Source organism: Pseudomonas putida (assembly GCF_025905425.1).
Lineage (GTDB): Bacteria > Pseudomonadota > Gammaproteobacteria > Pseudomonadales > Pseudomonadaceae > Aquipseudomonas > Aquipseudomonas putida_AF.
The window spans coordinates 5,466,076-5,490,945 of the sequence record NZ_CP109603.1 but is presented as its reverse complement, the minus strand read 5'-3'; the positions used below and the strand labels follow the sequence as shown (position 1 = coordinate 5,490,945).

Here is a 24,870-nt window from a genome sequence, read left to right as displayed (position 1 = left end):
TAAGCTAAAAAACGTTGCCCATCATAGCCGCACCCACGCCCTACAGGAAGTCGCGGGCGATTGAGTGTAACTATAGTTGTGCAAGACGCCGCGAATCGAAACTGTCATATGCGTGTCATAACATCGAATGGCACATTGCCTTGCATCAAGCCTTGGCGTGCCACGCGTTGGCGACAGCCCCGTATCGTGGCACGATTGCCAGGTTAACGACCGAGAACATCCAGATCATGCCGCATACCAACGCGAAGAACCTGTCTCTGATCGCCGCCATCGACCTTGGCTCCAACAGTTTTCACATGGTCGTGGCCAAGGCCCACCACACCGAGATCCGCATTCTCGAACGGCTGGGGGAAAAGGTTCAGCTGGCCGCCGGCATCGACGAAGAGCGCAAGCTCAGCGAAGAAGCCATGCAACGGGGCCTCGACTGCCTCAAGCGCTTCGCCCAGCTGATCAACGGCCTGCCTGCAGGGGCCGTGCGCATCGTGGGCACCAACGCCCTGCGCGAAGCGCGCAACCGCAACGAATTCATCCAGCGCGCCGAGGCCATTCTCGGCCATCCGGTGGAGGTGATCTCCGGCCGCGAGGAAGCCCGCCTGATCTACCTGGGCGTCTCGCACACCCTGGCCGACAACCCCGGCAAGCGCCTGGTCGCCGACATCGGCGGCGGCAGTACCGAGTTCATCATCGGCCAGCGCTTCGAGCCACTGCTGCGCGAGAGCCTGCAGATGGGCTGCGTCAGCTTCACCCAGCGCTACTTCCGCGACGGCAAAATCACCCCGGCGCGTTATGCCCAGGCCTACACTGCCGCGCGCCTGGAGCTGATGAGCATCGAAAACGCCCTGCACCGCCTGACCTGGGACGAAGCCATCGGCTCGTCCGGGACCATCCGGGCCATCGGCGCGGCCATCAAGGCCAGCGGCCTGGGCAATGGCGAGGTCAACGCCGAGGGGCTGGCGTGGGTTAAGCGCAAGCTGTTCAAGCTGGGGGAGGTCGACAAGATCGACTTCGAAGGCATAAAGCCGGACCGTCGCACCATCTTCCCGGCTGGCCTGGCGATTCTCGAAGCCATCTTCGACGCCCTCGAACTGCAACGCATGGATCACTGCGACGGCGCCCTGCGCGAAGGGGTGCTGTTCGACCTGCTGGGCCGCCATCACCACGAAGACGTGCGCGAGCGCACCCTCAACTCATTGATGGAGCGCTACCACGTCGATCAGGGCCAGGCCGCGCGCGTCGAACGCAAGGCGCTGCATGCGTTCGACCAGGTCGCGAAGGCCTGGAGCCTGGAAGACGGCAATTGGCGCGATCTTCTGGGCTGGGCTGCGAAAGTGCACGAAGTAGGGCTGGATATCGCCCACTACCACTACCACAAGCACGGCGCCTACCTGATCGAACATTCCGACCTGTCGGGCTTCTCCCGTGAGGACCAGCAGATGATGGCCTTGCTGGTACGCGGCCATCGCCGCAACATCCCCAAGGACAAGTTCGCCGAGTTCGGTGATGAAGGGGTGCAGCTGATTCGCCTGTGCGTGCTGCTGCGCTTCGCCATCCTGTTCCACCACATCCGTGGTACTCAGCAGATGCCCAAGGTGCAGCTGCAAGCTGGTGACAACAGCCTCGACGTAGTCTTCCCGCAAGACTGGCTGGAACAGAACCAGCTGACCCAGGCCGACTTCGCCAACGAGGCGGAGTGGCTGGCCCGGGTCGGCTTCGTCCTCAGCGTACGTTGAGGACCGGGTTGCTCAGGCGCTCCAGCAGGGTCGCCTGGGCACTGCGCGGGTTCTGGTTGCCGGTCGGGGTGCTGCGCACGTAGCGCCCATCCGACTGCAGCGTCCAGGCATGGGTGTTGTCGGTCAGGTAGCTTTCCAGCTCTTTCTTCACCCGCAGCAACAACTTCTTGCCTTCGACCGGGAAGCAGGTCTCGACGCGCTTGTCGAGGTTGCGCTCCATCCAGTCGGCACTGGACAGGTAGATCTGCTCCTCGCCGCCATTGAGGAAGTAGAACACCCGGGTGTGCTCCAGGAAGCGGCCGATGATCGAGCGCACGTGAATGTTGTGCGACACCCCCGGAATGCCTGGCCGCAGGCAGCACATGCCGCGCACGACCAGGTCGATGCGCACACCAGACTGGCTGGCCTTGTACAGCGCCTTGATAACCTTGGCATCGGTCAGCGAGTTGAACTTGGCGATGATGTGCGCGGGCTTGCCTTCGAGCGCGAACTGGGTCTCGCGGGCAATCATGTCGAGCATGCCCTTCTTCAGGGTGAAGGGTGCGTGCAGCAGCTTCTTCATGCGCAGGGTCTTGCCCATGCCGATCAGCTGGCTGAACAGCTTGCCGACGTCTTCGGTGAGGGCGTCGTCGGAAGTCAGCAGGCTGTAGTCGGTGTACAGACGGGCGTTGCCGGCGTGGTAGTTACCGGTACCCAGGTGCGCGTAGCGGACGATTTCACCCTGCTCGCGCCGCAAGATCAGCATCATCTTGGCGTGGGTCTTAAAACCGACCACACCATAGATCACCACCGCACCCGCGGCTTGCAGGCGGCTGGCCATCTGCAAGTTGGACTCTTCGTCGAAGCGCGCACGCAACTCGATTACCGCAGTGACCTCCTTGCCGTTACGGGCGGCGTCCACCAGGGCGTCGACGATCTCCGAGTTGGCGCCGGAGCGGTACAAGGTCTGGCGCACGGCGAGCACATGCGGGTCCTTGGCGGCCTGACGCAGCAGGTCGACCACCGGCGTGAACGACTCGAACGGGTGCATCAGCAGGATGTCCTGCTTGCTGATCACGCTGAAGATGTTGTCGGCATTTACCAGCAGCTTGGGGATCGCCGGGGTGAACGGCGTGTATTGCAGTTCCGGGTGGCTGTCGAGGCCGGTGATGCTGAACAGGCGGGTCAGGTTGACCGGACCGTTGACCTGGTACAGCTCACTCTCGCTCAGGCTGAACTGCTTGAGCAGGTAATCCGAGAGGTGTTTCGGGCAGGTATCGGCCACCTCAAGGCGCACGGCATCACCGTAACGGCGCGAGAACAGCTCGCCGCGCAGGGCGCGGGCCAGGTCGTCGACTTCTTCGGAGTCCAGCGCCAGGTCGGCGTTGCGGGTCAGGCGGAACTGATAGCAGCCCTTGACCTTCATGCCCTGGAACAGGTCGTCGGCGTGGGCGTGGATCATCGACGACAGGAATACGTAGTTGGCACCCGGGCCACCGACCTCTTCAGGTACTCGGATGACCCGCGGCAACAGGCGCGGCGCCGGGATGATCGCCAAGCCCGAATCGCGGCCGAAGGCATCGACGCCTTCAAGCTCGACGATAAAGTTGAGGCTCTTATTCACCAGCAATGGGAACGGGTGCGTCGGGTCAAGGCCGATCGGGGTGATGATCGGGGCGATCTCGTCGCGGAAGAAACGCCGCACCCAGGTCTTGAGCTTGGGCGTCCAGTAACGGCGGCGGATGAAGCGGATATGGTGCTTTTCCAGCTCCGGCAACAGCACGTCGTTGAGGATGGCGTACTGACGATCCACCTCGGTGTGCACCAGCTCGCTGATGCGCGCCAGGGCCTGGTGCGGCTGCAAACCGTCGGCACCGGCCTGTTCGCGGGCGAAGTTGATCTGCTTCTTCAGGCCGGCGACGCGGATCTCGAAGAATTCATCGAGGTTGCTGGAGAAGATCAGCAGGAATTTCAGGCGTTCGAGCAGCGGGTAGCTCTCGTCCAGCGCCTGCTCCAGCACCCGAATGTTGAACTGCAGCTGCGACAGCTCGCGATGAATGTACAGGCTGCTGTCGTCCAGGCCGGGGACGGCGATCGCCGGTGCCGGCGCGGGGGCCGGTGCCGATGCAGGGGCCGCAGCCTCGACCACCGGCTCTGGCTCCAACTCTGGCTCTGGCGCCGGAGGCAGGTCTGGCGGCGTCTGCACCATCTCTTCGGGGACTGCCTGGGCGTCCTTGATCACGACAGGGGTGAGCACTTCATTATTCATCTGGACGTTCCTGGAGGACGTTAACGCCCTATCATCAATTGAGCGGGACGATAAGCGGCCATTATGACGCCTGTGTTACACCCACTGGCAAGCCTGCGACTTGTGGCCGAAGCCATTGTCCTTGTAGGAATTGTTCACGTCGAGACACATTTGGACACTTTCATCCACGCGCGCGAAGGGGTAGGCTGCGCGTTCATTTCGCCAGCACCTCAGAAAATGCTTCAACAATTCCTGCAGGATTTCGGCTACTTTGCCCTTTTTCTAGGCACCTTCTTTGAAGGCGAGACCATCCTGGTGCTTGCGGGTTTTCTCGCGTTCCGCGGATACATGGACATCAAGCTGGTGTGCCTGGTGGCCTTTTTGGGCAGCTATGCCGGCGATCAGCTGTGGTACTTCATGGGCCGTCGCCATGGGCGCAAGATCCTGGCACGCAAGCCGCGCTGGCAGGCCATGGGTGATCGGGCACTGGACCACATCCGCCGCCACCCCGACATCTGGGTGCTGAGTTTTCGCTTCGTCTATGGCCTGCGCACGGTCATGCCGGTGGCCATTGGCCTGTCGGGCTATCCGCCGCGCCGCTACCTGCTGCTCAACGGCATCGGCGCTGCCATCTGGGCACTGGCACTGGGGGCTGCGGCCTATCACTTCGGCGCCATCCTCGAAGGCCTGCTGGGCAATGTGAAGCGGTACGAGCTATGGGTGCTCGGCGGCTTGCTGTTGCTAGGCGCCCTGCTCTGGCTGCGCCGGCGCTTCCGCACCCTGCGCGCGGAGCGCAAGGCGGCGGCACTTGGCCAGGCCCCAGACGCTGAGCAGGCTGTAAGCCAGGAGCAGGAACCACCCCAGCGGCGTGATCACCGCTAAGCCCAGTGCGCCAGCCAGGTACAGCGCTGGCGCATTCGACAGCAGCCGCGCCAACTCCAGGCGCACGGCCCAAGGCCGGTTCTCAAGCAGCGCCCCGAGCACGAACAGGCCCAAGGCCATCACCGACCAGCCCAGTATCAGGGCGGCGGTCGGCACCCGCTGCGCCACCTCCATCAAGTAGCTGCCCAAGGCCACGTAGACGACGAACTGCGCCGCCACGTAGGCCTGCTGCGCCCGGCCCAGGGCAATCTCGAACTTGCGAAACAGCGCCAGGTCCGGCTTGGCCTGCGGGTAACGGGCCGTGACATCGGCCGGGCGCCAACCCGTGGGCATGAACCAGATCCGCAGTTTGTCCCATACGCTGCGCGTGTGCCGGGCATCGCGCCACAGGTGGGCATAGAACTGCAGGTTGGCCCACAACGGGTTCCAGCTGGCCAGTGGCGTGGTTACGCCGAACACCACGGGCTCGGCCGGGTCCTCCTCCTTGATTGTTCCAAACAGACGGTCCCAGAGAATGAACACGCCGCCGTAATTGCGATCCAAGTAAACAGGATTTTGCGCATGGTGGACGCGATGGTTGGATGGCGTGATCAGTATCCATTCGAGCCAGCCGAGCTTGGGAATGTGCCGGGTATGCACCCAGAACTGGTACAGCAGGTTCAGCGACGCCACGGTGACGAACACCAGCGGCGGCACACCGATCAGCGCCAAGGGCAGGTAGAAGATCCACGAAAAGATGAAGCCGCTGCTGGTCTGGCGCAGCGCGGTGGTGAGGTTGTACTCCTCGCTCTGGTGATGCACCGAATGGGCCGCCCACAGCACATTGCGTTCGTGCCCCAGACGGTGCAGCCAGTAGTAGCAGAAGTCGTACAGGACGAAGGCCAGCACCCACACCCACCACGCTTGCTGCGGCAAGCGCAGCAACGCCAGGTGCTCCCAGACCAGGGCATAGGTCACCAGCCCAACGCCTTTGGTCAACAGGCCGGTACTGGTCGACAACGCACCGGTACTCAGGCTGTTGATCGAGTCGGCCAGCGTGAAATTGCGCTGGCCACGCACGCGGTCGGCCACCAGTTCGACGGCGATCAATACGAAGAAGAACGGCACGGCCAGCAGTATCAGGTCCATGGTGACGACCTCAGGCGTTGTCCACAAAGATTAGGCCGCGACCGCAGGAATCCCTATGGCTACATCTGCCAAACTAGAGGACATTTAGCGCCTCGACACTGGAGTAATGAGCATGACAAAAAAAGTAGCGGTGATTCTTTCCGGCTGTGGCGTGTATGACGGCGCCGAAATCCACGAAAGCGTGATCACCCTGCTGCGCCTCGACCAGCGCGGGGCGCAGGTGCAGTGCTTTGCGCCGAACATCGCGCAAATGCACGTGATCGACCACCTGACCGGCGAGCCGATGCCTGAGTCGCGCAACGTGCTGGTGGAGTCGGCGCGCATTGCCCGCGGTGAGGTCAAGGACATCCGCGAAGCCAATGCCGAGGACTTCGATGCGCTGATCGTGCCCGGTGGTTTTGGCGCGGCGAAAAACCTCTCCAACTTTGCCGTCGAAGGCGCCAACTGCAGCGTCAACCCAGACGTGCTGGCCCTGGCCGAGGCCTTTGCCGACGCCTGCAAACCGGTTGGGCTGATCTGCATCTCGCCAGCGCTGGCGGCGAAGATCTACGGCCCTGGCGTGGTCTGCACCATCGGTAACGATGCCGGCACCGCTGCAGCGGTGGAAAAGATGGGCGGCAAGCATGAAGAATGCGATGTGCACGACATCGTTGAAGACACCCAGCGCAAACTGGTGACTACCCCGGCCTATATGGTTGCCAAGTCGATCAGCGAAGCCGCCGGTGGGATCTACAAGCTGGTGGACCGGGTGCTGGAATTGACCCACGAAGGCGACCAGTAAACCCTGGACTGTGCTGCCTTTGTAGGAGCGGCCTTGCCGGGGCGCTCCTACAAAAGCCGTGCACGTCAGGTGGGTTTGGACAACCGCGCGATAATCCGGTCCAGCGCATTGGCGAATGCCTGTTTCTCGCGCTCGCCATAAGGCGCCTGCCCTCCCCCCACCTGCCCCTGCTCGCGCAACTCGGTGAACAGGTTGCGCGCCGCCAGCCGATCGCCCATGTTGCGCTCGTCAAACTCACGCCCGCGCGGGTCCAGCGCCGCCACGCCTTTCTTGACCAGCCGATCGGCCAGCGGCACGTCGCTGCAGATCACCAGTTCGCCAGGCTCGGCATTGTCGACCAGATAATCATCGGCCGCATCCATGCCACTGGGCACCACGATCAGCCGCACACAGGCAAAGGCCGGCTTGCTCTGCGCCTGGCCAGCCACCATCACCACCTCGAGCTTGCGCTTGAGGGCGAACTTGACGATTAAATCCTTTGCCGCCTTGGGGCAGGCGTCGGCATCGATCCATACACGCATCAGGAAACACCTCGAAATCGGGAAACCACGCTCATGCTTCACATCATGCCTTAAGCCTGACGATAGCTGGAGCCGCCGGGCCTGACGAACGCATACAGCCGCTGGAAAAATGGCGTCAATAACCCATTTAGCGCTTATCCGACTGCTTCGCTCAGGCTAAACTCGCCGCAGCCCACTGGCCTGCCCCGAGCGTGCAATGAACCACCCCCACGAAATCCGCCCCGACCTGGACGAAGGCATCGACCGCAAGGTACTGGCGACGTTGCGTGCGCGTTTTCTGCAGCTTAACCAAGGGCGGCTGCAGCGTGCGATGGAGGGCCTGTCGACACGCCAGCAACAAGTACTGACGCTGTTGCCGCTGCTGTTTCACGTGAACCACCCGCTGCTGCCGGGCTATGTATCGGGCAGCACCCCTGCAGGGGTGGCCGGTTTCGAGCCAGGCGCCGAGCTGGTCGCCGAAGCACAGCGGCTGGCACGTTCGTTCGCTTACAAGGCCCGCCACGGGCACGCGCCGTGCCCGATCCACGGGGTGTTTCTGATGGGCAGCCTGGGCTCTCTGGCTCAGGCCGAACAGAGCGATATGGACCTGTGGGTCTGCCATGCGCCTGACCTGGGCGATGACCAGTTGGGCGAGCTGCGCCGCAAGTGCCAGTTGCTGGAAACCTGGGCCGCAAGCCTGGGCGCCGAGGCGCACTTCTTTTTGATCGACCCGCAAGGTTTTACCCAAGGCGAGCGGGATGGCCAGCTCGGCTCCGACGACTGTGGCACCACCCAGCATTACCTGCTGTTGGACGAGTTCTACCGCACCGCCATCTGGCTGGCCGGGCGCACGCCCCTGTGGTGGCTGGTGCCGGTGTATGAAGAACACAACTACAGCGCCTATACCCAAACCTTGCTCAGCAAGCGCTTCATCCGCAGCCAGGATGTCCTCGACCTCGGCAACCTGGCGCATATCCCGCCCGGCGAGTTCGTCGGTGCCGGGCTATGGCAACTGTTCAAAGGCATCGACTCGCCCTACAAATCGCTGCTCAAGCTGCTGCTGACCGAAGCCTACGCCAGTGAGCACCCCGCTGTGCGCTGCCTGAGCCTGGACTTCAAGCACGCAGTCTTTGCCAACCAGCTCGACCTCGACGCGCTGGACCCCTATGTGATGGTCTACCGGCGGATCGAGCACTACCTGCGTCAACGCGGCGAAGTTGCACGCCTTGAGCTGGTACGCCGCAGCCTGTACCTGAAGGTCAATAAGAAACTCAGCGGCCAGGTGCGTGCCAACGGCTGGCAACGCCAGTTGCTGCAACGCTTGGCTGACGAATGGGGCTGGGACGAGCGCCAACTGGCCCTGCTCGATAGCCGTAGCCAGTGGAAGGTGCGCCAGGTCGCCGTCGAACGCCGCGAACTGGTGGCCGAGCTGAACCACAGCTACCGCTTCCTTAGCCAGTTCGCCCAGACCCGCAACGCCAGCAGCCGCGCCGACCAGCGTGACCTCAATGTGCTGGGACGACGCCTGTACGCAGCCTTCGAGCGTCGCGCCGGCAAGACCGAGGTGATCAACCCTGGGATTGCCCCGGACCTGGCCGAAGGCACCCTCACCCTGGTCCAGGCTCCCAATCGCAAGGAGCCTGGCAGCCACCACTGGGAGCTTTACGCCGGCAACCTGAGCACCCACGAGGTGGAGCACTTCAGCCCGATAAAACGCTGCCGCGAACTGCTCGAACTGCTCACCTGGGCCCATCGCAACGGCGTGATCGACAGCAGCACACGCTTTGCCCTGCACCCTGGCGCCAGCGACCTGAAGGAGCTCGAGCTGTTCAATCTGCTGGGCAGCTTGCAACAGACCATCGACCTACCGCTGCCCACGGTCAGCGAAGTCCGCCTGCTGCAGCCCAGTGTGGCCGACCAAATCCTGCTGCTGATCAACGTCGGCGTCGACCCGCTGCGTCACCAGCGCGACCTGAACATCCTGATGACCACCGAGCGCACCGACTCGCTGAGCTACGCCGGCGTGCGCGAAAACCTGGTACTAACGCTCGACCAAGTCACGCTCAACAGCTGGAACGAGGTGCTGGTGCAGCGCTACGACGGCGATCACGCGTTGCTGCGTTGCCTGCGTGATTTCCTCAACAGCCTCGGTCAGCGCGGGCATCGCCCACAGCTACGGGTGCGCTGCTTCTGCCACAACCGTGCCCAGGCCATCGAGCAGCGGGTCGAGGATATTTTCGCCACGGTGCAGCGGCTGCTCGACCAGGGTGCGAACCACCGCTATGTGCTGCAGGTGGCTCAGCACACGCATGTGCTGGCGCTTTTGCCCGGCCAGGTCAGCCTGGCGACCCTGGCCGACCACGAGGCAGTGCTGGGCTACCTGAGCGAAGAGCGCAGCGCCTACAGCCCGCTGCACCTGGACGCCAACGCGCTGCAGGACTACGACCTGCCACTGGTACTGGAGCAAGGCCGGCCCGCTTGCATCCAGGTGTTCTATCGCCTGCAGGGTGACTGGGCTGATCTGTACGTGCTGGATGAGTACAACGCGCTGTGGCAGCAGCACCTGCCACTGCAGGATGAAGCACATTTGTTGCTGCCGCTGCAGCGCTTTCTGCGCTCAGTGCTGATGCGCCGTGATGCCCAACTGCCGCTCGACAGCCTGCAGCCCGCAGCGCTGGATATCCAGTACGGGCAGTTGCTGCCTTCAGGCGCTGGCAAGGCACGCAGCATCGAGCTGCGGTCTGCGCCGGTGGAAGGTAGCGGCCAGCCTTATTACGAGGTTCAGGCCATCATCCAGGCCGGTACAGCAGGCGCCGTGCATGTCACCTTGTACTGTGACCAACAGGAGTTTTCCGAGCTGGAGCATGGCGACCAGCTCTATGCGGTAGTCGCCCGGCAGATCATCGGGCAACGCCGCAGTGCCGGCAATTACCGCTGCTACATTACCGATCTGGATTTGTCCGAGCTGCTGGGTGATGAGTTGGGCGCGACGGTCTTGTATCTGCGTTACAAGCGGGAGCTGGAGCAGGCGCTGAATGAAGGGCTGGAGCAGTTGCAGGCAGCGGTCGGGAGATGATGTGGGAGCGGGCTTGCCCGCGAACACCGGCAAAGCCGGTGCCATGCACCGCGTGCTTCCATTCGCGGGCAAGCCCGCTCCCACAGGAGACTTGGCGATGGGGCGTGCAGCGGCCCTAAAGACTCAGAGGTCGAAATCGCCCGCCGCTTCGGGCTGGTATTCGACTTCCAACAGCTTCAGCTTGAGGGTCTTGCCACCTGGCGCCGGCCAGTCGATCTGCTCACCCACCGAAAGGCCCAGCAATGCACAGCCAATCGGCGCCAGGATCGATACCTTGCCTTCTGGCCCTGCATCCTTCGGGTACACCAGGGTCAGGTGGTAGTCCTTACCGCTGGCCTCTTCACGGCAATGCACGCGCGAGTTCATGGTCACCACCCCGGCCGGGACGTCCTCGTGACCGACCACCTGCTCGGCGCGGTCCAGCTCGTCCTGCAGGGCGAGCACACCCGGCGTACTTTCGTCGAGGCTCTCGATCAGGCGCTCGAGACGTTGTACGTCCAATCGGGTGAGGATGAGGGAAGGCTTGGTGCTCATGATCCAGTCAGACTCCTTTGAACATGCGATTTTCGTCGGGCAAATAAAGCAAAACCCCGCCCAAGGGCGGGGTTTATGATGACTTTGGCGTCACCGACGCAGAACCTGACACTACCACAGCCGGGTAAATACTCAAGCCCGCGCGCGCAAGGCCTCGGCTTCGCGGCAGATCTGTCGGCGCCGCTCGTCGTCTGCAGAGCGCCATTCGCGGATATGCTCCACAGGGCGGTGGCAGCCGGTACAGACACGCTGTTCGTCCAGCCGGCAAACGCTGATGCACGGCGACTTCACTGCGGGGCTGACATTGCTGTAAAGCGGCTTGGGCGGCCGCGGCTGCTCACTCATCTCAGATCTCGTCGAAGTCCAGCTTCTCGCCGGCCCGCTCCCAGACGATGCGCTCAAGCATCTCGCCGAGCAGCTCATCGCTCTTCTCGCAGACCCACTTCTTGCTCTCTTCGTCGTAGTCGAAGTGGAAACCACCGGACTTGTCCGCCAGCCACAACTGGCGCAGCGGCTCCTGGCGGCTGAAGATCAGCTGGCTGCCGTTTTCGAACTTGATGGTCAGGACCCCGGCGGAGTTCTCCATGTCCAGGTCCATGCCGCTCTCGTCGAACAGGTCTTCCAGCGCCTGTTGGGTCGCGTCGACCAGATCATGGAAACGCGCTTCGCTCAAACTCATTGCAGGAACCTCGAAATTGGCTGCGTTACAGGCAAGGCGGGCAAGATACGGGCGCTTGGCGCCGAATGCAAAGATTAGCCATTGAAGGCGGTAAGAATAGCCCGCCCGGCGGGCCGGCCCTTGCATAGGCAATCCGCCGGTCGCTCGGTATACTCGGGCGCAATACTGCATATTTCAAAGGATTTCACCCAATGAAGCGCCTGATTTCCTCCCTCGCGGCGCTGGTCGCTGTTGCCTGCCTCGTTTCTGCCTGCGGCCAGAAAGGCCCTCTGTACCTGCCAGAAGACGGCAAGGACGGCAAGGACACCCGCAAAACGCACCAGCACCAGCCCAAAGCCAAGCCGGCTCAGACGCAAGAACAGCAGCCTGAGCTGCAATCCGAGCCCGAGCAGTCGCCAGCGCAGTAAGGAAATCAGATGAACGCTTTCAACTACCGCGACGGTGAACTGTTCGCGGAAGGCGTGGCCCTGACGGCCATCGCCGAACGTTTCGGCACCCCCACCTACGTGTACTCGCGCGCCCACATCGAGGCCCAGTACCGCAGCTACGCCGACGCCCTCGAAGGTATTTCCAGCCTGGTCTGCTTTGCCGTCAAGGCCAACTCCAACCTGGGCGTGCTGAACGTCCTGGCGCGCCTTGGCGCAGGCTTCGACATCGTCTCCGGCGGTGAGCTGGAGCGCGTGCTGGCCGCTGGCGGGCGCGCTGATCGCGTGGTGTTCTCGGGTGTCGGCAAGACCCGCGAAGACATGCGCCGTGCCCTGGAAGTGGGCGTGCATTGCTTCAACGTCGAGTCCACCGACGAGCTTGAGCGCCTGCAAGTGGTGGCCGCCGAGATGGGCAAGGTTGCCCCGGTCTCGCTGCGGGTCAACCCGGACGTTGATGCCGGTACCCACCCGTACATCTCCACCGGCCTCAAAGAAAACAAGTTCGGCATCGCCATCGCCGACGCCGAGGCCATCTACGTGCGCGCCGCGCAGTTGCCGAACCTGGACGTGGTTGGTGTCGACTGCCACATCGGCTCGCAGCTGACCACCGTCGAGCCGTTCCTCGATGCCCTCGACCGCCTGCTGGACCTGGTCGACCGCCTGGCCGACTGCGGCATCCACCTGCGTCACCTGGACCTGGGTGGCGGCGTTGGCGTGCGCTACCGCGATGAAGAGCCGCCCCTGGTGGCCGACTACATCAAGGCCATCCGCGAGCGCGTCGGCGACCGCGACCTGGCCCTGGTGTTCGAGCCGGGTCGCTACATCGTGGCCAACGCCGGTGTCCTGCTGACCCGCGTCGAATACCTCAAGCACACCGAACACAAGGACTTCGCCATCATCGATGCGGCGATGAACGACCTGATCCGCCCAGCCCTGTACCAGGCCTGGATGGGCGTCAGCGCGGTCACCCCACGCGAAGGCCAAGGCCGTGCCTATGACCTGGTCGGGCCGATCTGCGAAACCGGCGACTTCATCGCCAAGGAGCGCGAACTGAACCTGGCCGAAGGCGATCTGCTGGCCGTGCAGTCTGCCGGCGCCTATGGTTTTGTCATGAGCTCGAACTACAACACCCGTGGCCGCTGCGCCGAAATCCTGGTCGATGGTGATCAGGCATTCGAAGTGCGCCGCCGCGAGACCATCGCCGAACTGTATGCCGGCGAAAGCCTGCTGCCGGAGTGAGCCCATGCTGCTGCGTTTCACCAAGATGCATGGGCTGGGCAATGACTTCATGGTCCTCGACCTGGTCAGCCAGCACGCACATATCCAGCCCAAGCATGCCAAGCAATGGGGCGACCGCCACACCGGCATCGGCTTCGACCAGCTACTGATCGTCGAGGCGCCGAATAATCCGGAAGTGGACTTCCGCTACCGGATCTTCAACGCCGACGGCTCCGAAGTCGAACAGTGCGGCAACGGTGCGCGCTGCTTTGCCCGCTTTGTGCTGGACAAGCGCCTGACCGCGAAAAAGCGCATCCGCGTCGAAACCAAAAGCGGCATCATCGAGCTGGACGTGCAGAACGACGGCCAGGTGAGTGTCGACATGGGCCCGCCGCGCCTGGTCCCGGCCGAAATCCCCTTCGTCGCCGACGAGCAGGCACTGAGTTACCCACTGGAAGTCGACGGTGAAGTTCACGCGATCGCCGCCGTGTCCATGGGCAACCCACATGCCGTGTTGCGTGTCGATGACGTGCATACCGCACCCGTGCATGCGCTGGGCCCGAAGATCGAAAACCATCCGCGCTTCCCGCAGCGGGTCAACGCCGGCTTCATCCAGGTCATCGACCGTCACCGTGCCAACCTGCGGGTGTGGGAACGCGGTGCGGGCGAGACCCAGGCCTGCGGCACCGGCGCCTGCGCCGCGGCCGTGGCGGCTATCAGCCAGGGCTGGATGGACTCACCGGTGAGCCTCGACCTGCCGGGTGGCCGCCTGCACATCGAATGGGCCGGCCCCGGCAAGCCCGTGTTGATGACCGGCCCGGCCGTACGCGTCTACGAAGGACAGGTTCGTCTCTAAACGAGTAACCGCCATGACCGATCAGCCCAAGGTTGTACCCCAGCAGTCCACTGACCTCGATGCCGAGGCGGTGGTCGCGTACCTGCGCGCCCACCCCACCTTCTTCGCCGAGCACGACGAGCTGCTGCTCGAACAGCGCATCCCCCACCAGCGTGGCGACAGCGTGTCGCTGGTGGAGCGCCAGCTCAAGCTGCTGCGCGACCGCAACATCGAGATGCGCCATCGCCTGTCGCAACTGATGGACGTGGCGCGCGACAACGACCGGCTGTTCGACAAGACCCGCCGGCTGATCCTCGACCTGCTCGATGCCGGCAGCCTGGAAGAAGTGGTGATGGCGGTCGAAGACAGCCTGCGCCAGGAATTCCAGGTGCCCTTCGTCAGCCTGATCCTGTTCGGCGATAACGTCGCGCCGGTGGGCCGTTGGGTCAGCAACGCCGAGGCGAACCAGGCCATCGGCGGCCTGCTGGGGGGCGGCAAGACGGTCAGCGGCAACCTGCGCGACCATGAGCTGGCGTTCCTGTTCGGTGAAGATCAGCGTCTGGAAGTCGGCTCCAGCGCCGTTGCAGCTCTCGAATACCAAGGGCTGCACGGCGTTCTGGCGATTGGCAGCCGCGACCCGCAACACTACAAGAGCAGCGTCGGCACCCTGTTCCTCGGCTACATTGCCGAGGTGCTGGGCCGTGTCGTGCCGCGCGTTACCCAGACCCTGCGTCCGGTGCGCTGATGGAACGCCAGCTGGAAGCTTATTGCGCACACCTGCGCAATGAGCGCCAGGTATCCGAGCACACCCTGCTGGCCTATCGCCGCGACCTCGACAAGGTCATCGCCTACTGCAACGATCAGGGTATTGCCGGCTGGCCAGCGCTGCAAATCCAGCAGCTGCGCCAGTTGATCGCCCGCCAGCACCATCAGGGCCAGTCCTCGCGCAGCCTGGCGCGCTTGCTTTCAGCCGTGCGCGGCCTGTACCGCTACCTGAACCGTGAAGGGCTGTGCCAGCACGACCCGGCCAGCGGCCTTTCAGCGCCCAAGGGCGAGCGTCGCCTGCCCAAGACGCTGGACACCGACCGCGCCCTGCAACTGCTCGATGGCGGTGTCGACGACGACTTCATTGCCCGACGTGACCAAGCCATCCTCGAACTGTTCTATTCGTCAGGCCTGCGCCTGTCCGAGTTGACGGGTCTGGACCTTGAATACCTCGACCTTGCCGGCGGGCTGGTGCAGGTGCTCGGCAAAGGTGGCAAGGCTCGCGTACTGCCTGTGGGCCGCAAGGCCCGCGAAGCGCTGCAGGCATGGTTGCGCCTGCGCGGCATCGGCGGCCCACGCGACAGCGCCGTGTTCATCACCCGCCAGGGAAACCGCCTGAGCCCGCGGGCTATCCAGATGCGCGTAAAGGCCGCCGGCGAGCGCGAGCTGGGCCAGCACCTGCACCCGCACATGCTTCGCCATTCCTTCGCCAGCCATGTGCTGGAATCGTCCCAGGACCTGCGTGCGGTGCAGGAGATGCTCGGCCATGCCGACATCAGCACCACGCAGATCTACACCCACCTGGACTTCCAGCACCTGGCCGCGGTGTACGACAGCGCCCACCCTCGGGCCAAACGCAGCAAAGGCACTGACTCATGAGCATCAAGCTGATCACCTTCGACCTCGATGACACCCTGTGGGACACCGCGCCGGTGATTGCCAGCGCTGAAGTCGTCCTGCGCGACTGGCTCGAAGCCAATGCACCGATCCTCGGCGGCGTACCGGTCGAACACCTGTTCGCCATCCGCGAGCGCCTGGTGCAGGCCGAACCCGGCCTCAAGCACCGTATCAGCGCCTTGCGTCGGCGGGTGCTGTGCCATGCGCTGGAAGAAGTCGGCTACAGCGAGAAGCACGCACAGGCGTTGGCCAACGAAGGCTTTGAAGTGTTCCTGCATGCACGGCACCAGGTGGAGATCTTCCCTGAGGTGCAGCCGGTGCTGGAAATTCTGCGCCACCAATACACCCTGGGGGTGGTCACCAACGGCAACGCCGATGTGAGCAGGCTGGGCTTGGCGGACTACTTCCGCTTCGCCTTGTGCGCCGAAGATCTGGGGATCGGCAAGCCGGACCCAGCACCCTTCCTGGAGGCGTTGAAACGTGGCGAGGTGGAAGCCAGTGCGGCGGTGCATGTTGGCGACCATCCTGGCGATGACATCGCCGGTGCCCAGCGGGCCGGGTTGCGCGCCGTGTGGTTCAACCCGCAAGGCAAGGTCTGGGCCGGAGAGCGGGCGCCAGATGCCCAAATTCAGCGGCTTTCGCAGTTGCCTGAGGTGATCGCGCGCTGGCGCTGACAGGGGCCGCTTTGCGGCCCATTCGCGGGGCAAGCCCGCTCCCACAGACGTGTTGCTACCGGTGGGAGCGGGCTTGCCCGCGAATGGGCCAGCACAGGCAGCGATAAGCCCCAGTGTCTAGTCCTGAAATAGGTTTACACCTGTTCAGGTAGGCCGACAGGCCTCAAAACGCCCGATGCACTGCATCGGGCGTTTTATTTTTCAGGGCCATATGGGGCCGTTCTGTGTTGTAGATCTGCACTGCCTCGTCAACCATCTGCCTCGCTTGCTCAAGATCTTCAGGGCTGCTCAACAGCAGCTCCATCTTGAGGATTCCGTTGATTCGCTCGGCCAGCGCGTTCTGGTAGCAGTCATACCCATCAGTCATGGAGCACTGAACATCGTGCCGTTGGTGCAGTGACTGGTACAGCGCCGAGCAATATTGGATGCCTCGATCCGAATGGTGGACTAATGGCTGGCGACGACGTCGCTTTCGTAATGCCTGCTTGAAGGCTTGCGCCACTGACTCGGCATGCAGGCTTTCATGGACGTGGTGGCCAACAATTTTCCTGGAGTACGCATCCGTTACCAGGCTCAGGTATAGCGGGCCGTTACGTGCGGGCAGGTAAGTAATATCGGCAACCCAGACGTGCTCCGGTCTTGTCGGAACGACTTGGCTTGGGCCCGGCTTGAGTAAGTTGGGATGGCGGTAGAAGCGATGAAAGCTTTGTGTTGTCTTGTGGTAAGCCCGCTTAGGCAGCACTAGCAGACGGCGCTCTCCCAAGACCTGGAACAGCCTATCTCGGCCGACTTGGAATCGTTTGTCCGGTTGGCAATGCAGCAGATAGTGCAGCTTGCGTGTACCCAGACGAGGCTGGCGCATCCGGACTTGCTGAACAAACTCAACCACCCGATCTGCCTGGCGCTCTTTGCCATCAGCAGCTCGGTTGCGCTTGTAGTAAGCCTGTCGACTGATGCCTAGAAACTGACAAGCCCTGGCAATGCTCAGTCCTGCGACTTGACCTTGCGAGAGGACTTGCCGGATCGCTTTTTTACGACCGAGACACCATAGTCATTTTTCAGAACATCAACGACCGTTTCAAAAAACTGGGCCTTCTGGCTCATCAGCTCAAGCTGTTGCTCAAGCTCTTTGATCCGCTGCTCTGGAGTAAGCGTTTTGGGGTCAGACATCGCGCAGCTCCTCTCGTCGCGGATCGAGGCCCCCTGGCTCCAATCCTGCCGACCGTGCTTACGCAACCATACCAGAACCGTCGACCGACCCTGGATGCCATACCGCACCTGGGCCTGCTTGTAGGTCAGTTCGCCTTTTTCAATCTGATCAACCACCGCCAATTTAAAAGACAGTGAGTAATCCCGCTGTGTGCGCTTTACACCTTGCTCCATCTGACTCTCCGGAAATTCGGGATGGGAGGTGTAAACCTTATTCAGGACGGGACACAGCCCACAAAAAAGCCCGCAGCGACGGCGGGCTCTTTTGTGTGCAACCACTCAGATAGGGCGGCTACCGTATTTGTTGTCCGGCTTCTTGGGCGGGTCGGCGACCACGTTGGCCTCCACTTCCTGCACCTTGCCACCGCGCGAAAGGAACTCTTCCATCGCCTTGGCCAGGGCATCGCGCTCCTTCTGCTTGGCTTCCATGCTCGGCATCTCGTCTACCGAGACAGCGGCCTTGGACTTGCCTTTGGCAGTGGGCGCGGGGCTATCGTCTTCGCCGGAGTCTTCCGCAACGTCATCAGCCGCTGCTTCTAGACCTTCATCAGCCTCATCATCGTCGCCTACTTCGAGGTCGTCGTTTTCCAGATCATCGTCGCTCATGTTCTACCTCATGACTTGCGAAAAGCAGGTTAGTTATAGACCAGTGCAGCCGTAGACCGGCAGCCACCAGTGAAAATTCAACTGGCCGTGGGTTGGCCACTGCCCTGGGCATCCACCTCCTGATGGGAGGGTTTGTACCCTGCAGGCCCTGCTCCTGGCAGGGCCTGACGAAATTCTTGAGCCACTTGCCGGCCACGCACTCATGGCAAGCCTAGCAAAGGCTGGGGAAGCATGCGGACTGCTTGTCCAACACCCTTCGGCGCGCATTCTAGCGCGCCCGTGGAAAAAGCAAAGCTCCATAAACACCCGTCATCTTGTAAGTTTTCCGCCTACGTCGCGAACGTGAGGGATAAACCGTTTGCCGTGCGGGAAATGGCAAAAATCAGACGAAAAAATGCCCGGCGAACCGGGCAAGTTTTTCCTGCGTCGCGGTTACAGGTTGTAGCCGCGTTCGTTGTGCTGAGCCAGGTCGAGGCCGACCGACTCTTCTTCTTCGTTGACCCGCAGCCCCATCACCACATCCAGTACCTTGAGGATCACGTAGGTAACGATGGCGGTGTAGACCACGGTGAATATCACGCCCTTGGCCTGGATCCAGACCTGCATGCCGATATCGGTGACAGCGCCGAACCCGCCCAGGGCCGGTGCCGCGAACACACCGGTCAGAATGGCGCCGACGATACCGCCGATGCCGTGCACACCGAAGGCGTCCAGCGAGTCGTCATAGCCCAGCTTGCGCTTGAGGCTGGTGGCGCAGAAGTAGCAGATCACACCCGAGGACAGGCCGATCACCAGGGCCCCCATCGGGCCCACGGTGCCTGCGGCAGGCGTGATGGCGACCAGGCCGGCGACCACACCCGAGGCGATGCCCAGTGCGCTCGGTTTACCGTGGCCAAGCCATTCGGCGAACATCCAACCCAGGGCAGCAGCAGCGGTAGCGATCTGGGTCACCAGCATGGCCATCCCGGCGGTGCCGTTGGCGGCAGCGGCGGAACCTGCGTTGAAGCCAAACCAGCCGATCCACAGCATGGCCGCGCCCATCAGGGTGTAGCCCAGGTTGTGCGGGGCCATCGGCGTGGTCGGGTAGCCCTTGCGCTTACCCAGTACCAGGCAGCACACAAGGCCTGCGATACCTGCGTTGATGTGCACCACGGTGCCGCCAGCGAAGTCCAGTACGCCCCAGTCCCACATCAGCGCGCCATCGCCGCTCCACACCATGTGTGCGATCGGTGCATACACCAGGGTGAACCAGATGCCCATGAACACCAGCATCGCGGAAAACTTCATACGTTCGGCGAAGGCACCGACGATCAGCGCCGGGGTGATGATGGCGAAGGTCATCTGGAAGGTGATGAACACCGCCTCAGGGAACAACGCGGCGGCCGAGGTCAGGCTGTCGGGCGTGACGCCACTGAGAAAGGCCTTGGAGAAGCCACCGACGAAGGAATTGAAGTTGAGCACGCCCTTTTCCATACCGGTGGTATCGAAGGCCATGCTGTAGCCGTAGACGACCCAGAGAATGCTCATCAGACCGGTGATCGCGAAGCACTGCATCATCACCGAAAGCACGTTCTTGGAACGCACCATGCCGCCATAGAACAGGGCCAGGCCCGGGATGGTCATGAACAGCACCAGCGCCGTAGCGGTCAACATCCAGGCGGTGTCGCCGGAGTTCAGCGCTGGGGCAGCTTCCTCTGCCAGGGCAAGCCCGGGCATTACGAGGGACAATAGGGCTCCTAGCCCTGCGATCTTACGCAGAGTCATGTTGTTTTCTCCTGGGGCGTTGGGTTTGGTGAGGCTTTTTTGTTACTTAGATCGCGTCGGTATCGGTTTCGCCGGTACGGATGCGGATCGCCTGCTCCAGATTCACCACGAAGATCTTGCCGTCACCGATCTTGCCGGTGTTGGCTGCCTTGGTGATGGCTTCGATCACCCGATCAAGGTCCTTGTCGTCGATGGCGACGTCGATCTTCACCTTGGGCAGGAAGTCGACCACGTATTCAGCACCGCGATACAGCTCGGTGTGGCCCTTCTGCCGACCGAAGCCTTTGACTTCAGTGACGGTGATGCCCTGCACGCCGATTTCCGACAGCGACTCGCGTACGTCGTCCAGCTTGAACGGCTTGATGATGGCTGTGACTAGCTTCATGAAACTCTCTCCCGATTTGGTGGACTTGCCCCAGGAAAACAAACCCGTCTCAAGTCTAAGCGCAGCGGTTAGCTTTGTAACGCGTCGTCGGCATCCGGCTCCGCGTGCGCACTGCCTGGTCACAAGGAACTGCATCAGTGCATGGCTCGTACAGGTCATTGCAGAAACCTTGCCAGTTCCACTAAAGCCTCAAAAAACAGCGAGTTGCCTGAAACAGCCGCGGTTGGCCAGTCGCCAGCATCAAAAAGATGCACAACTTCGGTGCATCACGGCCAGGCGGCTTGCTCGAAAAATGTGCAGCGCACAACCCCTGCAAAAGCGGGTTTTGGTGCGTGCTACACTGCAGGTCATTTTTTCAGTTTCAGTGGACAGCCGAACATGCTCGCGCCCAAAGCCCTCCTCGATGCCCTGAGCGACCAGGCCTCGCGCCTTTTCAGCAGCGATACCGCCCAGCCCCGCGCCGAACTCGAAAGCCAGTTCAAGGTGCTGATGCAGGGTGCCTTCAGTAAGCTGGACCTGGTCAGCCGCGAAGAATTCGACAGCCAGATGGTCGTCCTGGCCCGTACCCGTGCTCGCCTGGAAGCGCTGGAAAAGCAGGTCGCCGAGCTGGAAGCGCGGATGGCGCCACCCACCCAGGAATAACAATCGACACGGAGTGCTTCAGCATGAAAGTCAGTGCCCGCAATGTCTTCGAAGGTACCGTCAGTGCGGTTCAGCCCGGTGCGGTCAATGCCGAGGTCGAACTGACCCTGGCCGGCGGCGAAAAACTGGTGGCCGTGGTCACCATGACCAGCTTGCATAACCTTGGCATCAACGTCGGCAAACAAGCCGTAGCGTTGGTGAAGGCGCCATGGGTCGTGCTGATGACCGATGCCGACGGCTACCGCCTCTCGGCGCGCAATGCCCTGGAAGGTGAAGTGGTGCGAGTCGGCGACGGCGCGGTCAACGCAGAAGTCGTGCTGAAGCTGGCGGGGGGGACCGAGGTTTTTGCCATCGTCACCCGCGAAGCCGTTCAAGAGCTTGGCCTTGCCCCCGGTGTAAGCGCCACTGCGCTGATCAAGGCCTCGCACATCATCCTCGGCGCAAGGCCCTGACCCATTGACTGCCACAGGCCTGGATTCATGCCCAGGCCTGAGCGCTCGCTCGCTTCGGTGGTAACTCGCTGGGGTGCAATGTGCCGCGGAACAGCGTCGCACCGCACAAAGTGAACAGCGTTTTTACCCGGTTGTGCGAGTTGAGTATTTCGGCCTGGATATGCTCGATGTCGTTGTCAGCCGGCTGCAACGCAACCGCGCGGTTGATCCACTCGATGGCCGCGAAGCGGCTTTGCTTGCGCGTGCCCTGCCCTTGCATCCAGGCCAGCCCCAGCTCCGCGCTGGCGCGGGCGGCAATCCAGTCGTCCGGGTGCTCGACCAGGCCAAGCAAGTATTCGACGGCTTCGGCCTGCTCCTGCGGCTCACCGAACTGACGCAGCAGAATACCCAGCTGTAGACGCGCACTGGCAGCGGTCTGCACGTTGCCCAACGCATCGCTCAGCAAGCGCCTGACTGCCAGCATGGCACTGCGCTCATTCAAGGCTTCTGCGCTTTGCATGCGTCGGCATGCCAGGGCGTATTTGGCCTGCTTGCAACCGGTCTCTACCGCGCGCAGCAACCAATACTCGGCGGCACGGGTATCCAGGTACTGCTCTGGGGTGTTGGTCAGCGCACCACGGTGCAGGTCATGGAGGCTGAGGGCAGCCTCTGGCAGGCTCAGCTCGGCACACCGTTCATAAAGGTAGAAGGCGGCCTCGTGCAGGTTGGCAGCCCAGAGCAGGCGTGCCACTTCCAGCACGTCCAAACCCGGCCCTTGACGGCCACATTGGCGTTTAACCGCAGCCTGCGACCAAACACGTGCCTGCTCGTTCGAACACTGAAAACCCCACAGACCAAACCAATGCCCCACCGCCCGCAGCGCGCAAGCGGCGGGGTGCGAGTGGCTCTCGCAAAGGTGCTCGATGGCGATACGAAATGCCTGCTGGTCATCCTTCACACCATGGAACAGCATGAGGCAGACAAAACTACGGAAGGGCTGGCCGATGGCCGGGACGAACCCCAGGTCAGGGTAAAGATTCACACAGACGACAAAATCGCGCAGGCCGCCCGCGTAGTCGTGCTGAGCACCACAACGCAAAGCGCCACGCCATGCCAACAAGGTAGCGCGCTCCCTGGGCCTGAGCGGACGAAGCGACCACGCCATGAAGACCTGCTGCCAGGCCGCAATCGACTGCGATTGGCCGGCATGCGGCAGTTCGAGCTGGTCCTCGATAGCCAGCCAGCGCAGCGCATTGCGCTGCTCTTCGCTCCAGCGTTCGCACAGCGGGCCACTGGCCAATTGCTCAATCGCCGCGTAACTGCCTCCCCAACGGGGTAACAGGTAGGCAGCACGGGCCTGGAGCGCTTCAAAACAGCCGGGGAATGCGCCAAGGGCATGGCGCAGCCAATAATGCTGGGCATCTTCTCGCCCTTGCTCGGCACGTTCGCCCAGGCACGCTGGCAAGGCTTGTGGCAGCTCGGCCAGTGGCAGCAGGCCGTATTTCACCAGAAGCGGCGCGGCAGCCTCCTGCACCTCCACATCGGCATGAGCACTCGGGCTGAAGCGCGCCGGCTGGCCGTTGAACAGTTCAAGCAACCAGCCGGGCTCGGCAAAGTGCGCGCTGATCCGCAGCATGCCAATAGTCGCCGCCACCGGCTGCGCCGAACGGCCCATGGCACGCAACAAGTGGGCGGCGCCTAGTTCGCAAACCTGATCGGCCGCCAGCCTGGACTCGGCGCTAATGGCGTCTGCCGCGGCCTTAATGCGGATATGACAGGCCCGGCTGAAACAGTGGAAACCCATCACCACCTGAGGGTGATAGGCCTTGGGGCAGGCATCGATCCAGGCCTTGAGAATCTGCGTCAGGGCCTTGTCGCCCTGGCTGTCCCAATCGACCAGCATGTGCCCTTCGACCGCCTCCAGATAGGCAGGAAACTCACCGGGGAGCGACTGCCGCCAGCGCACTTCAAGGATGTCGAAGAAGCGGTTGAGTTCAACGAATGCACTGGCCTGCACCAGTTCACGAATGGTCTGGCGAGTACGAGTGAGCGTTTGCACGGGGCAATACCTCAAGTCCATTTGAAGGAAGTCGCGTTGCCATCCCATGGCAATCGCAGTAGCACTTCAACACTAAGCCATACCCTGGACCTGCGCAAAGCCAATTGGATCCATTTTTGTCAAATAGTGTGAAAGCCCAGGGAAAACCCCTGACCTGAAAAACCAGGACGCACACTTCTTGCGCTGTTCGTGGCTGACGCCGTTAAGCTTGCCCAAGCCGCGCACAGGCACCGACGGCCAACTGCAGCGCAACTCCAGCGCCATCTCTTGTTTCGTTTATTTCGACTATTGCTTGTTTCGTTTGTTTCGAATAAAAATTAGCTACCTGTCGTACCAGGCGTCAGGAATTCCAATTAGCTGCTGGAGAACACCCATGACCACCGCCGACCTCGCTCAAACCATCCTCCCCGATGAAAAAGCGATCGCTGCGGCTATTGAGTCAAGCCGCCAGATTGCCGCTTTCCTCTCGACGAAGCTGGATACTCAGCGCATTGAGCTCGTTGATGAAGCCCAGCAACGTCAGACCGTTGAACTGCCAACGTTCGCGCTCAGACTGCTCGGCGACATACTTAACGAACTGGCCTTGGGCAACACCGTAAAGGTGGTGCCTATTCATGCAGAACTGACCACTCAAGAAGGCGCAGACATGCTCAACGTCTCGCGCCCTCACCTGGTCAAGCTTCTAGACGAGGGGCTAATCCCACATACCAAAACCGGCAGCCACCGCCGCATAAAGTTCACCGACCTGATGGCTTACAAGGCTGAGCGTGATAAAGCGAGCCAGGCCGCCATGGAAGCACTGGCTGCACAAGCCCAAGAACTCAATATGGGGTATTGATGAGGCAGTCACCCTTTACTGTTGTCTATGATGCCTGCGTGCTGTATCCCGCGCCCTTGCGTGATCTACTGATGCATCTGGCTCTGACAGGCGTGTATCGCGCGCGCTGGTCCGAGCAAATTCACGATGAATGGACGCGAAACGTGTTGAAAAACCGCCCTGACATAGCGGCTGCACAACTTGCTCGCACAGTCGCATTCATGAATCAGGCTGTTGCTGACTCCTTGGTGAGCGACTACGAGCCGTTGATACAAGGGCTAGACCTTCCTGACGAAGACGATAGACACGTCTTGGCGGCAGCCATCAAATGTGGCGCCACAGTGATCGTCACATACAACCTCAAAGATTTCCCGCCCACGATCTTGAAACGTTTTGAGATCGAAGCATTGCATCCCGACGTGTTCCTTTCCGACATTTGGGACCTTGACCAAGCAGCCGTGCTCGAGGCCGTCAAGAAGCAGCGCGTGGCGCTGAAGAACCCTGTTTATACACCCCGCGAGCTACTCGATACGCTCCTCAAGCAGCGACTCCCAGAGATCGTCAAGCAACTCTCGAATTACGAACTGTTGATCTGAGCATCCTGCC

The 24,870-nt window shown here is 62.1% G+C and carries 24 protein-coding genes and 1 pseudogene; 14 read left to right on the top strand and 11 right to left on the bottom strand.

Going from position 1 to position 24,870, the window contains the following annotated elements:
- Positions 1–227: 227 nt before the first annotated feature.
- Positions 228–1,730: an exopolyphosphatase gene (gene ppx / locus OGV19_RS24765; protein ID WP_264311070.1), complete on the top strand. Its 1,503-nt coding sequence runs from the start codon at positions 228–230 to the stop codon at positions 1,728–1,730.
- Here the strand turns inward: ppx and ppk1 are convergent.
- On the bottom strand, positions 1,717–3,978 hold the full coding sequence (ppk1, locus tag OGV19_RS24760; protein ID WP_264311069.1) for a polyphosphate kinase 1: 2,262 nt from the start codon (positions 3,976–3,978) through the stop codon (positions 1,717–1,719). The genes ppx and ppk1 overlap by 14 nt on opposite strands.
- Positions 3,979–4,194: 216 nt before the next feature.
- On the opposite strand from ppk1, the gene OGV19_RS24755 reads away from it, so the two are divergent.
- Positions 4,195–4,839, top strand: a complete 645-nt coding sequence (locus OGV19_RS24755; protein WP_264311068.1) for a DedA family protein — start codon at positions 4,195–4,197, stop codon at positions 4,837–4,839.
- A gap of 501 nt (positions 4,840–5,340) precedes the next feature.
- Here OGV19_RS24755 and OGV19_RS24750 read toward each other — a convergent pair.
- Positions 5,341–5,967 (bottom strand): annotated as a pseudogene (locus OGV19_RS24750) (sterol desaturase family protein); the annotation flags it as partial.
- Between the two features lie 112 nt (positions 5,968–6,079).
- Here OGV19_RS24750 and elbB point away from each other — a divergent pair.
- On the top strand, positions 6,080–6,748 hold the full coding sequence (gene elbB, locus OGV19_RS24745; RefSeq protein ID WP_264311067.1) for an isoprenoid biosynthesis glyoxalase ElbB: 669 nt from the start codon (positions 6,080–6,082) through the stop codon (positions 6,746–6,748).
- Between the two features lie 65 nt (positions 6,749–6,813).
- Here the strand turns inward: elbB and OGV19_RS24740 are convergent, their stop codons facing one another.
- Positions 6,814–7,269 carry a YaiI/YqxD family protein gene (locus tag OGV19_RS24740; RefSeq protein WP_264311066.1) on the bottom strand — a complete coding sequence of 152 codons (456 nt, stop codon included), beginning with the start codon at positions 7,267–7,269 and terminating at the stop codon, positions 6,814–6,816.
- Between the two features lie 196 nt (positions 7,270–7,465).
- Here OGV19_RS24740 and OGV19_RS24735 point away from each other — a divergent pair, with 196 nt between their 5' ends.
- On the top strand, positions 7,466–10,324 hold the full coding sequence (locus OGV19_RS24735; protein ID WP_264311065.1) for a class I adenylate cyclase: 2,859 nt from the start codon (positions 7,466–7,468) through the stop codon (positions 10,322–10,324).
- A gap of 123 nt (positions 10,325–10,447) precedes the next feature.
- On the opposite strand, the gene rnk is transcribed toward OGV19_RS24735, so the two are convergent.
- The 3 genes from rnk to cyaY form a co-directional block, all read right to left on the bottom strand.
- Positions 10,448–10,858, bottom strand: a complete 411-nt coding sequence (gene rnk, locus OGV19_RS24730; RefSeq protein WP_264311064.1) for a nucleoside diphosphate kinase regulator — start codon at positions 10,856–10,858, stop codon at positions 10,448–10,450.
- Positions 10,859–10,990: 132 nt separating this feature from the next.
- Entirely contained in the window at positions 10,991–11,203 is a 213-nt protein-coding gene (locus OGV19_RS24725) for a DUF1289 domain-containing protein (RefSeq protein ID WP_264311063.1), read from the bottom strand.
- 1 nt (position 11,204) lies between these two features.
- Entirely contained in the window at positions 11,205–11,537 is a 333-nt protein-coding gene (gene cyaY / locus OGV19_RS24720; RefSeq protein ID WP_264311062.1) for an iron donor protein CyaY, read from the bottom strand.
- A gap of 191 nt (positions 11,538–11,728) precedes the next feature.
- Here cyaY and lptM point away from each other — a divergent pair, with 191 nt between their 5' ends.
- From lptM to OGV19_RS24690, 6 genes are read left to right on the top strand one after another with little or no spacing between them, the layout of a single operon-like run.
- A complete protein-coding gene (gene lptM / locus OGV19_RS24715) occupies positions 11,729–11,944 on the top strand; it encodes an LPS translocon maturation chaperone LptM (RefSeq protein ID WP_264311061.1) in 216 nt (71 codons plus the stop codon).
- 9 nt (positions 11,945–11,953) lie between these two features.
- Positions 11,954–13,201, top strand: coding sequence for a diaminopimelate decarboxylase (gene lysA, locus OGV19_RS24710; protein WP_264311060.1), 1,248 nt, complete (start codon positions 11,954–11,956; stop codon positions 13,199–13,201).
- A 4-nt stretch (positions 13,202–13,205) separates the two neighbouring features.
- A complete protein-coding gene (dapF, locus tag OGV19_RS24705; protein ID WP_264311059.1) occupies positions 13,206–14,036 on the top strand; it encodes a diaminopimelate epimerase in 831 nt (276 codons plus the stop codon).
- Between the two features lie 13 nt (positions 14,037–14,049).
- Positions 14,050–14,760: a DUF484 family protein gene (locus tag OGV19_RS24700; protein WP_264311058.1), complete on the top strand. Its 711-nt coding sequence runs from the start codon at positions 14,050–14,052 to the stop codon at positions 14,758–14,760.
- Positions 14,760–15,659, top strand: a complete 900-nt coding sequence (gene xerC, locus OGV19_RS24695) for a tyrosine recombinase XerC (RefSeq protein ID WP_264311057.1) — start codon at positions 14,760–14,762, stop codon at positions 15,657–15,659. Before OGV19_RS24700 ends, xerC begins: the two co-directional genes overlap by 1 nt.
- Entirely contained in the window at positions 15,656–16,351 is a 696-nt protein-coding gene (locus OGV19_RS24690) for an HAD family hydrolase (protein WP_264311056.1), read from the top strand. The genes xerC and OGV19_RS24690 overlap by 4 nt, the downstream gene beginning before the upstream one ends.
- 163 nt (positions 16,352–16,514) lie before the next feature.
- On the opposite strand, the gene OGV19_RS24685 is transcribed toward OGV19_RS24690, so the two are convergent.
- From OGV19_RS24685 to glnK, 4 genes are all read right to left on the bottom strand, one after another.
- Positions 16,515–17,734, bottom strand: a protein-coding gene (locus OGV19_RS24685) for an IS3 family transposase (RefSeq protein ID WP_264311055.1) whose coding sequence is annotated in 2 segments (ribosomal slippage) — positions 16,515–17,386 and positions 17,386–17,734 — 1,221 coding nt in all. Because the reading frame shifts where the segments join, the coding sequence is not laid out codon by codon here.
- A 105-nt stretch (positions 17,735–17,839) separates the two neighbouring features.
- Positions 17,840–18,166 carry a dormancy-specific transcriptional regulator SutA gene (gene sutA / locus OGV19_RS24680; RefSeq protein WP_264311054.1) on the bottom strand — a complete coding sequence of 109 codons (327 nt, stop codon included), beginning with the start codon at positions 18,164–18,166 and terminating at the stop codon, positions 17,840–17,842.
- Positions 18,167–18,598: 432 nt separating this feature from the next.
- A complete protein-coding gene (locus OGV19_RS24675) occupies positions 18,599–19,930 on the bottom strand; it encodes an ammonium transporter (RefSeq protein ID WP_264311053.1) in 1,332 nt (443 codons plus the stop codon).
- A 46-nt stretch (positions 19,931–19,976) separates the two neighbouring features.
- The gene (glnK, locus tag OGV19_RS24670; protein ID WP_002555808.1) at positions 19,977–20,315 is read right to left on the bottom strand and encodes a P-II family nitrogen regulator; all 339 of its coding nucleotides are present in this window, start codon (positions 20,313–20,315) and stop codon (positions 19,977–19,979) included.
- Positions 20,316–20,693: 378 nt separating this feature from the next.
- Between glnK and OGV19_RS24665 the strand changes: the two genes are divergently transcribed.
- Together OGV19_RS24665 and OGV19_RS24660 are read left to right on the top strand one after the other, a co-directional pair.
- The gene (locus OGV19_RS24665; protein WP_264311052.1) at positions 20,694–20,957 is read left to right on the top strand and encodes an accessory factor UbiK family protein; all 264 of its coding nucleotides are present in this window, start codon (positions 20,694–20,696) and stop codon (positions 20,955–20,957) included.
- A 23-nt stretch (positions 20,958–20,980) separates the two neighbouring features.
- Entirely contained in the window at positions 20,981–21,409 is a 429-nt protein-coding gene (locus OGV19_RS24660; RefSeq protein ID WP_264311051.1) for a TOBE domain-containing protein, read from the top strand.
- 25 nt (positions 21,410–21,434) lie between these two features.
- Here OGV19_RS24660 and OGV19_RS24655 read toward each other — a convergent pair whose 3' ends face one another.
- Positions 21,435–23,447: a DUF4034 domain-containing protein gene (locus OGV19_RS24655; RefSeq protein ID WP_264311050.1), complete on the bottom strand. Its 2,013-nt coding sequence runs from the start codon at positions 23,445–23,447 to the stop codon at positions 21,435–21,437.
- A 373-nt stretch (positions 23,448–23,820) separates the two neighbouring features.
- Here OGV19_RS24655 and OGV19_RS24650 point away from each other — a divergent pair, with 373 nt between their 5' ends.
- Both OGV19_RS24650 and OGV19_RS24645 read left to right on the top strand, forming a co-directional pair.
- A complete protein-coding gene (locus tag OGV19_RS24650) occupies positions 23,821–24,285 on the top strand; it encodes a helix-turn-helix domain-containing protein (protein ID WP_264311049.1) in 465 nt (154 codons plus the stop codon).
- The gene (locus tag OGV19_RS24645) at positions 24,285–24,860 is read left to right on the top strand and encodes a VapC50 family PIN domain-containing toxin (RefSeq protein WP_264311048.1); all 576 of its coding nucleotides are present in this window, start codon (positions 24,285–24,287) and stop codon (positions 24,858–24,860) included. The genes OGV19_RS24650 and OGV19_RS24645 overlap by 1 nt, the downstream gene beginning before the upstream one ends.
- Positions 24,861–24,870 lie beyond the last annotated feature (10 nt).

What these genes read in the sequence shown, in the direction of transcription:
- ppx (WP_264311070.1), top strand. Translation starts at nt 228, where the DNA reads ATGCCGCATACCAACGCGAAGAACCTGTCTCTGATCGCCGCCATCGAC.
- ppk1 (WP_264311069.1), bottom strand. Translation starts at nt 3,978, where the DNA reads ATGAATAATGAAGTGCTCACCCCTGTCGTGATCAAGGACGCCCAGGCA.
- OGV19_RS24755 (WP_264311068.1), top strand. Translation starts at nt 4,195, where the DNA reads ATGCTTCAACAATTCCTGCAGGATTTCGGCTACTTTGCCCTTTTTCTA.
- elbB (WP_264311067.1), top strand. Translation starts at nt 6,080, where the DNA reads ATGACAAAAAAAGTAGCGGTGATTCTTTCCGGCTGTGGCGTGTATGAC.
- OGV19_RS24740 (WP_264311066.1), bottom strand. Translation starts at nt 7,269, where the DNA reads ATGCGTGTATGGATCGATGCCGACGCCTGCCCCAAGGCGGCAAAGGAT.
- OGV19_RS24735 (WP_264311065.1), top strand. Translation starts at nt 7,466, where the DNA reads ATGAACCACCCCCACGAAATCCGCCCCGACCTGGACGAAGGCATCGAC.
- rnk (WP_264311064.1), bottom strand. Translation starts at nt 10,858, where the DNA reads ATGAGCACCAAGCCTTCCCTCATCCTCACCCGATTGGACGTACAACGT.
- OGV19_RS24725 (WP_264311063.1), bottom strand. Translation starts at nt 11,203, where the DNA reads ATGAGTGAGCAGCCGCGGCCGCCCAAGCCGCTTTACAGCAATGTCAGC.
- cyaY (WP_264311062.1), bottom strand. Translation starts at nt 11,537, where the DNA reads ATGAGTTTGAGCGAAGCGCGTTTCCATGATCTGGTCGACGCGACCCAA.
- lptM (WP_264311061.1), top strand. Translation starts at nt 11,729, where the DNA reads ATGAAGCGCCTGATTTCCTCCCTCGCGGCGCTGGTCGCTGTTGCCTGC.
- lysA (WP_264311060.1), top strand. Translation starts at nt 11,954, where the DNA reads ATGAACGCTTTCAACTACCGCGACGGTGAACTGTTCGCGGAAGGCGTG.
- dapF (WP_264311059.1), top strand. Translation starts at nt 13,206, where the DNA reads ATGCTGCTGCGTTTCACCAAGATGCATGGGCTGGGCAATGACTTCATG.
- OGV19_RS24700 (WP_264311058.1), top strand. Translation starts at nt 14,050, where the DNA reads ATGACCGATCAGCCCAAGGTTGTACCCCAGCAGTCCACTGACCTCGAT.
- xerC (WP_264311057.1), top strand. Translation starts at nt 14,760, where the DNA reads ATGGAACGCCAGCTGGAAGCTTATTGCGCACACCTGCGCAATGAGCGC.
- OGV19_RS24690 (WP_264311056.1), top strand. Translation starts at nt 15,656, where the DNA reads ATGAGCATCAAGCTGATCACCTTCGACCTCGATGACACCCTGTGGGAC.
- sutA (WP_264311054.1), bottom strand. Translation starts at nt 18,166, where the DNA reads ATGAGCGACGATGATCTGGAAAACGACGACCTCGAAGTAGGCGACGAT.
- OGV19_RS24675 (WP_264311053.1), bottom strand. Translation starts at nt 19,930, where the DNA reads ATGACTCTGCGTAAGATCGCAGGGCTAGGAGCCCTATTGTCCCTCGTA.
- glnK (WP_002555808.1), bottom strand. Translation starts at nt 20,315, where the DNA reads ATGAAGCTAGTCACAGCCATCATCAAGCCGTTCAAGCTGGACGACGTA.
- OGV19_RS24665 (WP_264311052.1), top strand. Translation starts at nt 20,694, where the DNA reads ATGCTCGCGCCCAAAGCCCTCCTCGATGCCCTGAGCGACCAGGCCTCG.
- OGV19_RS24660 (WP_264311051.1), top strand. Translation starts at nt 20,981, where the DNA reads ATGAAAGTCAGTGCCCGCAATGTCTTCGAAGGTACCGTCAGTGCGGTT.
- OGV19_RS24650 (WP_264311049.1), top strand. Translation starts at nt 23,821, where the DNA reads ATGACCACCGCCGACCTCGCTCAAACCATCCTCCCCGATGAAAAAGCG.
- OGV19_RS24645 (WP_264311048.1), top strand. Translation starts at nt 24,285, where the DNA reads ATGAGGCAGTCACCCTTTACTGTTGTCTATGATGCCTGCGTGCTGTAT.